Here is a 12,967-nt window from a genome sequence, read left to right as displayed (position 1 = left end):
GGGCACGGCCGAAAAACCTGTCTTGTGCATGAGCCACGGCTGGGCAGGGGCTGTGGTTCCCGCCCGACCGTCAGACCAGGGTATGCGCCAACGCCGTCCCGAGTCCCGGTACGAGGTCCGCCGCGCCCAGCAGCTCCTCCGGCGCGGACACCAGCCGGGCGACGCCGTGCACGTGGCCGGCACGGTCCGCCCCGACCACGACCCGGATGTCCTGACGGGCCGGATGAGCCGCCACGTAGGCCGCCGCCGCCGCCGGGTCGTCCGGCAGCTCACCCTCCCGGCCGGCGGGCAGGAAGGTCCGTTCCGCGCTCAGCGCGCAGCCGAAGACACTGTCGGGCCACTCGAGGCCGGCCAGGTCGCCGAGCAGGTCCCCGGTCGGGGCGAACTCCTCCTGCTCGACCGCGGTGAGCGCGCCGGGCGCGGCCCCCTGGGCGGTGGTCCGCATCCCCAGCTCGGCGGCCAGCGCCGGCTCGGCCGCCGCGAAGACGTCGGTCAGGACGAGGGCGAACAGTCGGGGGGGCTGGTCCCAGCCGGCGCCACCGACGTAGCGCTCGAGCTCGACCAGGGCCGCCAGCAGGGCCTCCTGCTGCTCGGGCGCCGGCACCGCCGGCTCGCGGGGGCCGGCCATCAGCAGTGTGGGACGCGGTCGGCGCCCCCCGGGGTCGCGAGGGTCTGCAGGGCCGCGACGGCGTCCTCCAGCGTGGCGACCTTGACGAGCGTCATCGTGGTCCGGACACCGGCGAGGTCGCCGCAGTTGGGGGCGGGCACCAGGAACACGTCGGCACCCGCGCTGTCCGCGCCGGCGATCTTCTCCTGGATGCCGCCGATGGCTCCGACCTCACCGTCGGGGGTGATGGAACCGGTGCCGGCGACATGCCGACCGGCCAGCAGCGGGCCGTCGGTGATCTTGTCGTAGATGGCCAGCGCGAAGACCAGGCCGGCGCTGGGACCGCCGATCTCCTGGCCGAGGTCGAAGGAGATCTGGGGTGTATAGCGGTAGCCCGTGCCGATGGTGATCCCGACCACCGGGATGGTGTCGGCCGTGCCGGACTGCGCCGCGCGGACCGTCACCGTGACCGGCACCCGCTGCCGGATCACCCGGAAGCGGACGTCGTCGCCGGGCCGGTGGGCCCGGATCTGCGCGCTGACCGCCTTCTGGTCCGGGGTCGGCACCCCGTCGACGGAGGTGACCAGGTCGCCCGGCAGCAGGAGCCGGTGCGCCGGCCCGCCGACGGTGACTGAGTAGATGGCCGGCATCTCCGTGACGGGCTGGTCGTCCGCGCGCAGAGCGGCGACCACGGCGTCGTCCTGGGCGGTCTCCATCAGGTCGGCGTCCTCGTGCTGCACCTCAGCCGCCGACTTGCCCGGGGCGTAGACCGCGTCCCGCGGCAGGGCGTCGTGGTGCGGCAGCCAGTACGCCACCAGCGCCTGCGGCAGGCTCAGCCGCGCGTCCGCGGGAGTGACCGACACGACGGTGAGGTCCAGCCGGCCCGAGGTGGGGTAGGTCGTCATGCCCTGGACCTTGATGATCGGCTCCGTGCCGACGTCGCCGAGGGTGTCGTGGGTGTCCCCCGGACCCCACGTGATGAAGGGTACGGGGACCATCACCAGCAGCACGGCCAGCACGACGAAAGCCAGGGCCGAGACGAACGCGGTCCAGGTCTGACGGGTCACGGGGAGCTCTCACCGGTCTGGGGCAGGCCGACCCACTCGGCCTCGCCACCGACGAAGAGCTGTTCCTTCCAGATCGGCACCTGGGCCTTCAGGTCGTCGATCAGCTCCGCGCAGGCCGCGAGGGCCGCGGCGCGGTGGACCGCACCCGCCGCCACGACCACGGCGAGGTCGCCGACCTCGAGGTGGCCCACCCGGTGCTCCACCGCCAACGCCACGAGGTCGTGCCGCCCGGCCACCTGCGTCGCACAGCCCTGCAGCACCGAGCCGGCGGTGGGGTGGGCGGTGTAGTCCAGCGACACCACCTCGTGACCGCCGTCGTGGTCGCGGACCACGCCGACGAAGAGCGCGACCCCGCCCACCTCGGGGCCGCGGACCAGGCCCAGCAGCCGGTCGACGCTGATCGGGCCGGTGCCGATGCTCGCCTCGCGCACGACCCCCGCGACCGCACGCCCGAGCGCCGGACCCGTGGTCGGTCCCGCCGACGCCCCAGCCGAAGTCATGTCCCGACCCTAACCGAGGCGACTGACAGTCCCCGGCCTGCCAGCGACCCCGAGCCACGTCGTCGGCGAGCGCGGCGGGGTTGTGCCGTGAGCGAAGCGAGTGCCGCAGCCGGGTCGGCTCAGGAGCGGGCCGCGTACGGTTGAGTTCGTTGCACGCGCCCGGTTCGACCGGGCCCGACGTCAGGAGTGGGAATGGCCGAGGACACCCAGCCCGGGGCAGCTGACGGTCCGGACGACCCGTTCGGCGAGGGCGTGACGCCGGAGTCCGGCGCCGACCCGCGGCCCGGCGCTGCCGGGACCCCCTCCCCCAACGCCGGCTGGCAGCTCGGCGGTCCCTCACGATCGCCCGCCAGCGGCGGCAGCGGGGCCGGCGGGAGTGGGAGCGGCGAGAGCGGGGCCGGCGGCACCGGCGGCGGAGATCCGGCCAACCCGTTCGAGGCGCTCTTCGGGGCGATGGGCGGGGGTGGCGACATGAACGCGCTGGTCCAGCAGCTGCAGAGCGCCTTCTCCATGCTCGGTGGCGGCGCGGGCGGGGGTGGCGGACTGTTCGGCCAGGGCGCCCCCGAGCCCGGCTCCGGGGTCAACTGGGAGGTCACCAAGAACACCGCGCGCAGCACGGTCGCCTCGCTGGGCCCCGACCCCACTCCGTCCGGCGCTCAGCAACGGGCCCTCGGTGAGGCCGTCTCCATCGCCGAGGTCTGGCTGGACGAGGCCACGACCTTCCCCCGGGTCACCACCACCGTCGCGGCCTGGAGCCGCGCGGAGTGGATCGAGAACACCATGCCGACCTGGCGGCGCCTGGTGGAACCGGTCGCCACCCACATCGCGGACGCGATGGGCAACGCCCTGACCCTGGGCGGTGAGGAGGCGGGCTCGCTGCCCGGCATGGCCGGGATGGAGCAGATGCTGCGCCCGATGCTGCGGAGCTCGGGCGCCTCGATGTTCGGGCTGCAGCTGGGCCAGGGGCTGGGCCAGCTGGCGGCCGAGGTGGTCGGGGTGACCGACATCGGTCTGCCCCTCAACGAGCCCGGTCACGTGGCCCTGCTGCCCACCAACGTCGCCGCCTTCGGCGAGGGGCTCGAGCAGAGCGGGACCGACGTCACCCTCTACCTCGCGCTGCGCGAGTGCGCCCGGCAGCGGCTGTTCGCCTCGGCGACCTGGCTGCGGGAGCAGATGCTGGTGCTCGTCGAGCAGTACGCCCAGGGCATCACCATCGACACCTCCGCGCTGGAGCAGGCCGTCGGCCAGATCGACCCCAACAACCTCGAGGAGCTGGGCGCCACGCTGGAGGGCGGGCTGTTCGAGCCGCAGAAGACGCCGGAGCAGCTGGCCACCCTCGAGCGGCTGGAGACCATGCTCGCCCTCGTCGAGGGCTGGGTGGACGAGGTGGTCACCCAGGCCACCGCCAAGTGGGTGCCGGCGGCGGCAGCGCTGGCTGAGACGGTCCGTCGCGCCCGGGCCAGCGGCGGCCCGGCCGAGGCGACCTTCGCCACCCTGGTGGGGCTCGAGCTGCGCCCGCGACGGATGCGGGACGCGGCGAACCTCTGGGCGGCGGTGCGCGAGTCCCGCGGGGTCGAGGGCCGCGACGCCGTCTGGGCCCACCCCGACCTGCTGCCGACCAGCGCAGGTTTGGACGACCCGCTGGGCTTCGTCGCGGGCGAGGGACCGCAGACCGCCACCGACGACGAGTTCGACGCCGCCCTGGCCGAGCTGCTCGACGGGGAGTCGGGCGGGAAGCCTGAGGAGCCTCAGGACTGAGGCGGCCCCGGTCGGCCTGCGGCTGGCCCGGTCAGGGCACCAGCTGAGGGCTGACGCGTTCGGGGCTGAGCCGGACCGGGATGCCGTGGTCATGGGCGGTCCCCAGCCGCTGGCGGCGTGGTTCTGCGCCCGGGCGGAGCAGGAGCGTCCGCACGCTCGGCTTGGACGTGTGCCCGGCCGGGGGCAGGCCGTCGGCCAGCGCCGGATCCGGGTCGTACTCCATCACCACCCGGGCGACGGTGTGCTCCCGTCCGTGCTCGAGGACCACCTCATCGACGGTCGCGATCTCCTCGGGCGACCAGTAGAGCTGGGTGATGGACTGCCAGACGACGTTCAAGACGTCCGGGCCCTCCGGCGCCGCAGCCAGCCGCTCCGGCAGCCACCGGCTCGCGGCCGCACCGTCGACGCGGAGCGGGTGGGCGGCGGCCAGCCGGAAGGCCGCGGCGAGCCGCGCGTGCCGGTGCAGGTCGAACGGCCACACGAACGAGGTGAGCAGCTGCCGCCCCTCGAGAGAGTTCGCGTCCACCGGCAGCAGGTCACAGCCCGCTCGGTCGACCACGGCGAACGGTTGCGGCCTGACCGGTCCCTCGATCGCGCCGCGCAGCTGCAAGGGCGACGACATCGGCCCCCAGCGCCAGGCGGTGCCGCTGTAGCCGATCGAGTCGATCAGCAGGTTCAGCCCGGCACTGGCCCCCAGCTCGAGCAGTCGGACCTGGTGCAGCCCTGTCTCGGCCACCAGGTCGAACAGCCCGGCCAGCAAGGCCGCCGAACGGCCGACCTCGTTGGTCTGCGGCGCCGTGCTGAGGGCCTCGTGCAGCTCGGGCACGTGCGCGGCCATCACCTCGAGCATCACCGGCCAACCCTGCGACGGCGGGCGGTCACCACCGAGGCAGGCGTAGTACGGCTGCAGCTCGGGTGCGTGCCCGGCCAGCACCAGCCGGAACAGCCCGGCCAGCAGCCGGAGCTGGATCACCGCGCCGTTCGGAGCATCCTCGTAGCCGGCGCAGATCTCGCGGACCGGGCCGTCAGCCTCCCAGTCCTCGGCCATGCCGCGCATGGCGTAGCCGTAGAGGTGCTGGCTGCTGCCGGCGTGTGCGCGAAAGCGGTCGGCCAGCGTGGGTCCCGCGTCCCAGACGACCATCAGCCCACCCCTCCCGCGGCCGGCGCCGCGGCCACGGAGTTCCGGCTGGAGCCCGGGGTTCCCTCGAGCAGGGCCCGGGTCTCCTCCCAGCCCTCCAGGCCCGGGTCGAGTCGCCGGAGGTCGGCCGGGGTCCGCAGCCGGTGCCAGTCCGGCGCCGCCGCCACCAGACCGCGGGCAGGCGCGGCGGCGGTCAGGCGGGCGACGAGGTCGGCGTCCAGGTCGAGGTCCATCCCGGCCAGCCAGCGGGCGAGCGGCAGCCGTAGTCCGAGAGCGACGCAGCCGCCGCCGGTACGGGCCGGGGCCACGACCGCGTCGCTGCGGTGCAGCACCTTGAAGGCCTTGGCCAGCACGAGGGCCGGCAGGTCGGGGACGTCGGCGGCGACGACGACCAGCTCGTCGGCTTCCCCCGCCAGCCCGGACGCCAGCTCACCGACGCTGACGTCGGGCCGCCGCAACCCGCCCGGCCAGAGCAGGGTGGTGACCGCGGCCGGTCCGGCGATGCCGCTGCGGACCCCGACCAGGTCGGCAAGGACCTCGTAGCTGTCCGCGAGCGCGGCCCGCGCCAGCTCGGCCGGGGACACTCCCGTCGGGGCTGCCGGGCCGGCACCGTACCGGGCGAGGACCAACGCCACCCGGCGCGGCGGCCCGGCCGGATCGAGGACGGAGCCCGGCTCAGTCGACATCGGGGCCGTCCCCCTCACCGGCGGCGCCCTGGTCGGGAGCCTCTTGATCGGGAGCGTCCTCGTCGGGGGCGGGGCGTCCCTGCCCGGCCAGGTAGCCCTCGAGGTACCCGCGGGCCCGCCCCGCCTGCGGGTAGGCGGCGACCAGGCGCCAGAACGCGTCGGAGTGGCTCGGCTCGACGAGGTGCGCGAGCTCGTGCAGGAGCACGTAGTCGACGACCCAGCCGGGCATCGCCTGCAGTCGGTGGGAGAGCCGGATCACCCCGGTGCTCGGCGTGCACGAGCCCCAGCGCTGCTGCTGGTTGGTCACCCAGCGGACCTCCGTCGGGTGGGTCGGGGTGCCCGTCACCGGGACCAGCAGCTCCTGCACCAGGGCGGCAGCCCGGGCCAGCAGCTCACGGTCACCCCTCGGCGGACCGGACCGGGCCTCGTGCGCCAGCACCTTGCGCACCATCGAGTCCACGAAGGTCCGCTCGTCGGCGACCGACATCCGCGCCGGGATCAGCACCACGATCGTGCCGCGCTCACGGAAGGCCGTCACGGTACGGGTGCGTCGGCCGCTGCGCCGCACCTCGACCGGCGGGAGTGCGTCCTGCTCAGGCATCGATGCCTCCCTCCACCGCTTCGGAGGTCGGGGACACCGAAGCCATCGGTAACGCTACCCCGGACCGGCCCGCAGCGACCTCATGACCGGCCCGATCCACTCTGCCACCCCCACGATGATGTCGACAGCGTGAACGGGCGGTTTCCACACGATGTCCGCCTGGGCTGCCGGACAGGTCCACAGGTTGGGTTCCGGGGTGCACACGTTCTCCACAGCACTGTCCACAACCGGTGGACAGGACGGCCTCGGAGAGGTTTGACGGGGCGTCGGGCGGGAGCTAGCGTTCCCAGCACGAAACCTCCAGATGGTCGGTCCGTTCGCAGGGGAAGGCAAGCGGCGCCGATGTTCCCTGGAGGTTTCGTCTCGTCCGGGGCCCGGCGTCCGCGCAGCCGCCCGACACGCCCCGGGCGTGGTCGCCCGCCCCCTCCGCACTGCCTGTCGTATTGTTACCGGCGACCAAGCGATGCTGCCGCGGTCGTGGGCGTCGCCGCCGGTGCGGGCGCGACATTCGGGGCGAGCAACGCCGTCTCGTGGGCAACACCCGTTCACGACCATCGAGCAAGGAGAGATCATGGCGGAGACCTACAGCGGTGAGTTCTACTGCGTGAAGTGCAAGGAGAAGCGCGAGGCTTCCGGCGACGTGCACGTCAACGACAAGGGCACCCGGATGGCCAAAGCCAAGTGCCCGGTGTGCGGCACGAACCTCAACCGCATCCTCGGCAAGGCCTGACCGACCGTACCGCCGGCCCGACTGAGCCTGGCTCGGAACAGCTCAGACCGACTCAGCTCAGCCCGGCAGCTCCATCCGTATGACCTGACGACCCGGGTGGGGGCGGCCTCAGCGCCGCTCCTCCCGGAGTCCGGACCCGCCGCCCCGACCCTGTGGACAACTCCCGGGGGTGGTCTTCGAGCGGTGAGACTGGTGACGTGACCCTGTCGCTTCCCTCAGCTCCCGCACAGGTGGCCGGCCCTCCTGCGACGCGGCTGCCCCGCCGACCGGTGCTGACGCCGGCCGTCCCCGTGCTGCAGCGCGGCCCGGCGGTGCTGCAGGTCGGTCTTGAGCCGACCGCGGTGGTGGTGCGGCACCGGGCCGCCGCCACCCTGCTCGGAGCTCTCGACGGACGCCATGACCTGTCGGCGCTCCGCCGGCTTGCGGCGGGCTCCGGGATGGCGCCGGCCGAGGTGGACGTGGTGCTGCGTGCGCTGCACGAGGCCGGGCTGCTCGCCCCGCCTACCTCGGCCACCGGCACCGCCGTACGGCTGGTCGGGCTCGGGCCGCTCGGGCAGCAGGTCGCCCGGCTGCTCCTGGCGGCCGGACTTCGCGTCTACGCCGCCGATGACCGGCCCGGGCCCACCCGCCGTCGCGCGCTCCGGATCACCGACCTGGACGACCTGCCGCGGCTCCGCAGCGGCGGCCTGACCGTGGTCAACCACTGGTCCAAGCCCGAACGGGTCGACCTGTCCCTCACCGTGGTGGCCACGGACGCCGTCGAGCCGGACCGGCTCGTGACCGACGCCCTGCTCCGCGGCGACCAGCCGCACCTCGTGCTGCGGGCGGCCGGTCGCTCGGCCACGGTAGGACCGCTCGTCCTCCCTGGCCGGACGGCCTGCCTGCGTTGCACCGACCTCACCCGACGGGACGCCGATCCGGACTGGCCGGTCCTGCTCGGCCAGCTGGTGGCGCTCCGGCTGCCGACCGCGGCCGCCCTGGTCGCCTGGGCCGCGGGTGTCGGGGTGGCTCAGGTGCTCGCCCACCTCCAAGGTCAGCTGCCGGAGTCCGCGGGCGCCACCGTCGAGCTGAGCGAGCACGACCACCTGATGCGCTGGCGGGCCTGGCCGGTGCACGCCGGCTGCGGCTGCGCTTGGGCGGCCACGACAGAATGGGGGCCATGAGCGACGACCCCGCCCCCGGCCGTACCGGGGACCCGATGGCGCGGTCGGGGTTCCGGCGGGGAGCCCGGTTGGCTGCACTTCCCCTGGGGGCCGCGGGCCGTGCGACCCTCGGGCTCGGCAAGCGGATCGGTGGCGTCCCCGCCGAGCAGGTGAGCGCCCAGCTGCAGCAGCGCGCCGCCGAACAGATGTTCCGCGTGCTCGGCGACCTCAAGGGCGGGGCGATGAAGTTCGGGCAGGCGATGAGCCTGTTCGAGTCCGTGCTGCCCGACGATATCGCCGCGCCGTACCGCGAGCAGCTGACGCGGCTCCAGGCGGACGCGCCGCCGATGCCGACCTCACGGGTGCACGCCGTGCTGCGGCGCGAGCTGGGCGTGGACTGGCGTGACCTGTTCGCCGACTTCGATCCCGAGCCGGCCGCGGCCGCCTCGATCGGCCAGGTCCATCGGGCCACCTGGGCCGACGGCCGCCGGGTGGCGGTGAAGGTGCAGTACCCCGGTGCGGACGAGGCGCTGCGCTCGGACCTGCGTCAGATCGGCCGGCTCTCCAAGCTGTTCGCGCCACTGGCGGCCGGGATGGACGTCCGTCCCCTGGTCGACGAGCTGGTCGAGCGGACCAGCGAGGAGCTCGACTACACCGTCGAGGCCGCGTCCCAGCAGCAGGCGGCGGAGGGCTTTCTCGACAGCGACGAGTTCGTGGTACCGCAGGTGCTGGCCGGGACGTCCAGGGTCATGGTCAGTGAGTGGGTGGACGGCGAGCCGCTGTCCAGCGCCAGCGGGCTGAGCGAGGACGAGCGCAACCGGATCGGCCTCTCCTACGTCCGGTTCCTCTTCGCCGGTCCGAGCCGGGTGGGTCTGCTGCACGCGGACCCGCATCCGGGCAACTTCCGGATCACCCCCGACGGCCGCCTGGGCGTGGTGGACTTCGGCCTGGTGTCGCGGTTGCCCGAAGGCCTGCCGCGAGCCATGGGCACGATCCTCGGGATCGCCCGGCTGGGCGATGCGCAGCAGGTCAAGGACGAGCTCTACCGCGAGGGGTTCGTGTCGGCCGACGTCGACCCGGGGGACCTCTTCGACTACCTGGCGCCCTTCGTGGAACCGGCCGCCGTCCCGGTGTTCCAGTTCAACCGCGACTGGATGCGGGGACAGTTCCTCCGCGTCCGCGACCCGGGGGCCAACAACGGGATCGCGTTCAAGATCAACCTGCCGCCCAGCTACCTGCTCATCCACCGGGTGTGGCTCGGCGGGCTGGCGGTGCTCTCACAGCTCAACGTGCGGGCGGCGTTCGTCGACGTGCTGGAGGAGTTCCTCCCGGGGTACGCCGAGCACACCTGAGAGGTCCAGCCCCGGCTGCCGGTCGGGTCCGGGTGTCCGACCCCGAAAGTTGATGACGACGACGGCCTGGAAGATCACTGCGCGACACAGTCGCGAGCCAGGTCGCAGGACGCGCGTGGGCGGGGTGACCACGGGTCCACCTCGACCCCCCAGCTCCCGAAGGAGCTCGAGCCCGCACGGCTGTGCCGCGTAGTGATCTTCCAGGCCGTACGCCCTCCAGCGTAGGTCCGAGCCCCAACCGGTCGGAGGGTCTCCCCGGCGGAGGTCACGACAGGGCCCGGCTGAGCCAGAGGCGAAGGGCATGGAACAGCCGTTCGCCCCTGCTCGGACCGGGTCCTGCCTGATCGTCGATCATGCTGCCGCCTCCACGCCCGCGAGCGCCGCCGGCACCACCGGGTGCTTCCGGGGCCGGCCCCGGGGCCGCTTGCGCGCGACCACGACCCCCGCGATGAACAGCTCGCCTCCCCAGACGCCCCACGGCTCACGCCGCTCGAGGGCACCGGCCAGGCAGGACGACCGCAACGGGCAGTCCACGCAGAGCGCCTTGGCGGCCTCGACGTCGGCGGGCGACTCGGCGAAGAACACCTCCGGGTCGACCAGCCGGCACGGTAGGCCGTTCGATACGAGGTCTGCGTCCGATGCGCTCCACCAGGCAGTCATCAGCTCACCTCCTGTGTCGTTCATTCCCAACTCATCTCTTCGAGGGTCCCGGTACATCCGGGACCGACTGGGGCGGGAAACACGAAGGCCGTGATTCCCGGTGTTCTGGGATTCACGGCCTGGAGGCTGTCGGTGTGGGTGTTACACCGGCGGACTGCAGGAAGAAAATCCCGTTCGGGTCGAGTAGGCGTGATCGGCGACAGTGCCACCGACGAGGCCGGCAAAACCGGCCAGTTCGAGGGCCATGGCCGTGCGCTTGGCGTCGTCGGCGCAGAGCTCACGCCACGTCATGGTCATGACGGGCGCGATGCGCACGCGCGAGGCGGGCGTGGTCCCCTGCCGCTCGATCAGCTGGATGTCGGACATGGAACTCACCTCTCTCGCCTCTCTCGTCCGGTCGGCCCTGAAGGGCTCGATCCGGGGCGTGCTCGACCCCGTGGCGGGATCGGGCTTCAGCCTAAGGGAGGCCGGACTGACCTGCAAAGGATTAAACAACGCTTTCTCAGGACTCTTTTCCGAGCGCGCCTCGGGGCGGGGAGACCCGCGCGTCAGGCGCCCGCGCGCTCGGACTCGCTGCCCAGGATGGCGAGCACCTCGTCGCCGTAGCGGTCCGCCTTGGTCGGGCCGAGACCCTGCACCTTGACCAGGCCGGACCGGTTGTGGGGCCGCGCCTCGGCCAGCGCGATCAGGGTCGCGTCGGTGAAGATGCAGAACGCCGGCACCTTCTGCTCGGCGGCCTGAGAGCGTCGCCACTCCTTCAACAGGGCCATCGTCTGCTCGTCGAAGGTGGACGGGCAGCTGAGGTGGCGACCCAACTTGCGCTCGGCCGCGTCGCCGAGCGGCGAGCCGCACGACCGGCAGTGCTGGGAGAGCACCGAACCGCGCCGCCGGGCGGGCCGGGGGGCCGTCGCCGCGCCACGCGCACCCTCGGGTAGCACCGGGTCGAGGAACCGGGACGGCTTGCGGGGGTTTCCGCCGCCGTTGCGGGTCCGCGACCAGGACAGCCGCAGCCGCCGTCGGGCCCGCGTCACCCCGACGTAGAGCAGTCGCCGTTCCTCCTCCACCTGCTCGGGGCGGGTGGCGAGGACGAACGGCAGCGAGCCCTCCTGGGTGCCCAGCAGGGCGACTGCCTCCCACTCCAGACCCTTCGCCGAGTGCAGCGTGGAGACCGTGACCCCCTGGGCCACCGGGACGTGCTGGGCCTCGGCGCGCGCGTCGAGCTCGGCGGAGACGGCCCGGAGGTCCGGCTCCGGCCCGCCCTCGGCCGCACCTCCCGTGGCCAGGTCCTCGGCCACGGTGAGCAGGGCGGCCAGCGACTCCCAGCGCTCGCGGACCGCGCCGGCCCCCTCCGGCGGGGTCGCCGACCAGCCCAGCGTGCCGAGGACGGCCTTCATCTGCTCGACGGCGGTGCCGGGCTCGTTCTCACCCATCGCCCGCGCCTCGGTCCGCAGGGTGAGCAGCGCCTGCCGTACCTCGGCCCGCTCGTAGAACCGCTCGCCGCCGCGCACCAGGTACGGGATGTGCCGGTCGGCCAGCGCCTGCTCGATCGCGGGCGACTGGGCGTTGATCCTGAACAGCACGGCCATGTCGCGCCACTGCACGCCGTCGCTCGCCTGCCGGGCGAGCCAGTCGCCGATCCCGGCTGCCTCCGATGCCTCGTCCGGCGCCTCGAGGAACTCGACCTCGGGTCCGGGCGGCTGCTGGGCCTGCAGGGTGACCGCGCTGATGCCGCCGGCCTTGACGCCAGACATGATCTTGTTGGCGACGCCCACCACCTGCGGGGTGGAGCGGTAGTCGCGGACCAGCTTCACCACCGTGGCCCCAGGGTGCCGGCGGGCGAACTCGGTCAGGTAGCCGGCCTGAGCACCCGCGAAGGAGTGGATGGTCTGCGCCGGGTCGCCGACGACGCAGAGCTCGGTGCGGTCCCCGCGCCACAGGGTCAGCAGCGCCTGCTGCAGCGGGCTGACGTCCTGGTACTCATCGACCACTAGGTGCCGGTAGGTGCGACGGATCGTGTCGGCCACCTGCTCGTGCTCCGACATCAGGGCCGCGGCGCAGAGCAGGATGTCCTCGAAGTCGATCCGGCCCCGGTCGCGCTTGGCGTTCTCGTAGCCGGTGAACACGCGGGCGACCGTCTCGGCGTCGATCGAGGCGATGCTGCGGCCGGCCGCCGCGGCGAGCCGCGGGTAGTCCTCGGCGGTCACGTTGCTGACCTTGGCCCAGCCGATCTCCGACACCAGGTCGCGCAGCCGCGGCGTGTCGACGCGGATCCGCAGCCGGCTCGCCGACTCGGCCACCAGCGACATCCGGTTGTCCAATACCTGCGGCAGCTCGCCGCCGTAGGCCTGCGGCCAGAAGTACTGGGCCTGGCGGAGGGCGGCGGAGTGGAACGTCCGGGCCTGGACGCCGCGGGCCCCCAGCTGCTGCAGCCGCCCGCGCAGCTCGCCCGCCGCCCGGGTGGTGAAGGTGACGGCCAGCACCGAGGTCGGGTTGTACACCCCGGTGGCCACGCCGTACGCGATCCGGTGGGTGATGGCCCGGGTCTTGCCGGTGCCCGCCCCCGCGATCACCGCCAGCGGTCCCTGCAGGGTCGTCGCCACGGTCCGCTGCTCGGGATCGAGGCCGGCGAGCAGCGCCTCAGGATCAGCAGACGTACGGGTGTTCGACACGCCTCAAACCCTAACGCCGCCCACCGACACTCCCCGGCAAGCGTCGGGCCGAGTGCG

General features: G+C 73.4%; 13 protein-coding genes. 4 read left to right on the top strand and 9 right to left on the bottom strand.

Translation table 11 applies throughout. The annotated features are described in order from the left end of the window. Nucleotides 1–70: 70 nt before the first annotated feature. From ACFE7W_RS13380 to ACFE7W_RS13370, 3 genes are read right to left on the bottom strand one after another with little or no spacing between them, the layout of a single operon-like run. Complete coding sequence (locus ACFE7W_RS13380; RefSeq protein WP_375425297.1) at nucleotides 71–628, bottom strand: PPA1309 family protein; 558 nt, start codon at nucleotides 626–628, stop codon at nucleotides 71–73. Next, nucleotides 628–1,674 (bottom strand): PDZ domain-containing protein, encoded by a 1,047-nt coding sequence (locus ACFE7W_RS13375; protein WP_375425296.1) that lies wholly within the window; start codon nucleotides 1,672–1,674, stop codon nucleotides 628–630. The genes ACFE7W_RS13380 and ACFE7W_RS13375 overlap by 1 nt, the downstream gene beginning before the upstream one ends. Continuing rightward, a complete protein-coding gene (locus ACFE7W_RS13370; RefSeq protein ID WP_375425295.1) occupies nucleotides 1,671–2,174 on the bottom strand; it encodes a molybdenum cofactor biosynthesis protein MoaE in 504 nt (167 codons plus the stop codon). Before ACFE7W_RS13370 ends, ACFE7W_RS13375 begins: the two co-directional genes overlap by 4 nt. A 192-nt stretch (nucleotides 2,175–2,366) precedes the next feature. On the opposite strand from ACFE7W_RS13370, the gene ACFE7W_RS13365 reads away from it, so the two are divergent. Continuing rightward, nucleotides 2,367–3,932, top strand: coding sequence for a zinc-dependent metalloprotease (locus ACFE7W_RS13365; RefSeq protein WP_375425294.1), 1,566 nt, complete (start codon nucleotides 2,367–2,369; stop codon nucleotides 3,930–3,932). Between the two features lie 31 nt (nucleotides 3,933–3,963). On the opposite strand, the gene ACFE7W_RS13360 is transcribed toward ACFE7W_RS13365, so the two are convergent. Genes ACFE7W_RS13360 through ACFE7W_RS13350 form a run of 3 tightly spaced genes read right to left on the bottom strand, consistent with a single transcriptional unit; the run spans nucleotide 3,964 to nucleotide 6,357 of the window. Then, entirely contained in the window at nucleotides 3,964–5,073 is a 1,110-nt protein-coding gene (locus tag ACFE7W_RS13360) for a DUF2332 domain-containing protein (RefSeq protein ID WP_375425293.1), read from the bottom strand. Next, nucleotides 5,073–5,756, bottom strand: a complete 684-nt coding sequence (locus ACFE7W_RS13355) for a DUF2064 domain-containing protein (protein WP_375425292.1) — start codon at nucleotides 5,754–5,756, stop codon at nucleotides 5,073–5,075. Before ACFE7W_RS13355 ends, ACFE7W_RS13360 begins: the two co-directional genes overlap by 1 nt. Beyond that, the gene (locus ACFE7W_RS13350; RefSeq protein ID WP_375425291.1) at nucleotides 5,746–6,357 is read right to left on the bottom strand and encodes a M48 family metallopeptidase; all 612 of its coding nucleotides are present in this window, start codon (nucleotides 6,355–6,357) and stop codon (nucleotides 5,746–5,748) included. The genes ACFE7W_RS13355 and ACFE7W_RS13350 overlap by 11 nt, the downstream gene beginning before the upstream one ends. 571 nt (nucleotides 6,358–6,928) lie before the next feature. On the opposite strand from ACFE7W_RS13350, the gene ACFE7W_RS13345 reads away from it, so the two are divergent. The 3 genes from ACFE7W_RS13345 to ACFE7W_RS13335 all read left to right on the top strand — a co-directional run bounded on the left by ACFE7W_RS13345 (nucleotide 6,929) and on the right by ACFE7W_RS13335 (nucleotide 9,581). Continuing rightward, nucleotides 6,929–7,087 carry a DUF5679 domain-containing protein gene (locus tag ACFE7W_RS13345; RefSeq protein WP_344813931.1) on the top strand — a complete coding sequence of 53 codons (159 nt, stop codon included), beginning with the start codon at nucleotides 6,929–6,931 and terminating at the stop codon, nucleotides 7,085–7,087. Between the two features lie 197 nt (nucleotides 7,088–7,284). Next, on the top strand, nucleotides 7,285–8,250 hold the full coding sequence (locus ACFE7W_RS13340; RefSeq protein WP_375425290.1) for a hypothetical protein: 966 nt from the start codon (nucleotides 7,285–7,287) through the stop codon (nucleotides 8,248–8,250). Then, nucleotides 8,247–9,581: an ABC1 kinase family protein gene (locus ACFE7W_RS13335; RefSeq protein ID WP_375425289.1), complete on the top strand. Its 1,335-nt coding sequence runs from the start codon at nucleotides 8,247–8,249 to the stop codon at nucleotides 9,579–9,581. The genes ACFE7W_RS13340 and ACFE7W_RS13335 overlap by 4 nt, the downstream gene beginning before the upstream one ends. A gap of 351 nt (nucleotides 9,582–9,932) precedes the next feature. On the opposite strand, the gene ACFE7W_RS13330 is transcribed toward ACFE7W_RS13335, so the two are convergent. The 3 genes from ACFE7W_RS13330 to ACFE7W_RS13320 all read right to left on the bottom strand — a co-directional run bounded on the left by ACFE7W_RS13330 (nucleotide 9,933) and on the right by ACFE7W_RS13320 (nucleotide 12,910). Beyond that, nucleotides 9,933–10,241, bottom strand: coding sequence for a WhiB family transcriptional regulator (locus ACFE7W_RS13330; RefSeq protein ID WP_375425288.1), 309 nt, complete (start codon nucleotides 10,239–10,241; stop codon nucleotides 9,933–9,935). A gap of 141 nt (nucleotides 10,242–10,382) precedes the next feature. Beyond that, entirely contained in the window at nucleotides 10,383–10,607 is a 225-nt protein-coding gene (locus ACFE7W_RS13325) for a hypothetical protein (RefSeq protein WP_375425287.1), read from the bottom strand. A gap of 182 nt (nucleotides 10,608–10,789) precedes the next feature. After that, nucleotides 10,790–12,910 (bottom strand): ATP-dependent DNA helicase UvrD2, encoded by a 2,121-nt coding sequence (locus ACFE7W_RS13320; protein ID WP_375425286.1) that lies wholly within the window; start codon nucleotides 12,908–12,910, stop codon nucleotides 10,790–10,792. Nucleotides 12,911–12,967 lie beyond the last annotated feature (57 nt).

This window comes from uncultured Friedmanniella sp. (genome assembly GCF_964244285.1).
GTDB lineage: Bacteria > Actinomycetota > Actinomycetes > Propionibacteriales > Propionibacteriaceae > Microlunatus.
Note: the sequence above shows the minus strand (reverse complement) of the source record. Positions and strands in the feature narration are given on the sequence as shown.

Excerpts from the sequence above, each read along its gene's own strand:
- ACFE7W_RS13380 (WP_375425297.1), bottom strand. The coding sequence starts at position 628 with ATGGCCGGCCCCCGCGAGCCGGCGGTGCCGGCGCCCGAGCAGCAGGAG.
- ACFE7W_RS13330 (WP_375425288.1), bottom strand. The coding sequence starts at position 10,241 with ATGACTGCCTGGTGGAGCGCATCGGACGCAGACCTCGTATCGAACGGC.
- ACFE7W_RS13360 (WP_375425293.1), bottom strand. The coding sequence starts at position 5,073 with ATGGTCGTCTGGGACGCGGGACCCACGCTGGCCGACCGCTTTCGCGCA.
- ACFE7W_RS13355 (WP_375425292.1), bottom strand. The coding sequence starts at position 5,756 with ATGTCGACTGAGCCGGGCTCCGTCCTCGATCCGGCCGGGCCGCCGCGC.
- ACFE7W_RS13370 (WP_375425295.1), bottom strand. The coding sequence starts at position 2,174 with ATGACTTCGGCTGGGGCGTCGGCGGGACCGACCACGGGTCCGGCGCTC.
- ACFE7W_RS13325 (WP_375425287.1), bottom strand. The coding sequence starts at position 10,607 with ATGTCCGACATCCAGCTGATCGAGCGGCAGGGGACCACGCCCGCCTCG.
- ACFE7W_RS13345 (WP_344813931.1), top strand. The coding sequence starts at position 6,929 with ATGGCGGAGACCTACAGCGGTGAGTTCTACTGCGTGAAGTGCAAGGAG.
- ACFE7W_RS13365 (WP_375425294.1), top strand. The coding sequence starts at position 2,367 with ATGGCCGAGGACACCCAGCCCGGGGCAGCTGACGGTCCGGACGACCCG.
- ACFE7W_RS13335 (WP_375425289.1), top strand. The coding sequence starts at position 8,247 with ATGAGCGACGACCCCGCCCCCGGCCGTACCGGGGACCCGATGGCGCGG.
- ACFE7W_RS13350 (WP_375425291.1), bottom strand. The coding sequence starts at position 6,357 with ATGCCTGAGCAGGACGCACTCCCGCCGGTCGAGGTGCGGCGCAGCGGC.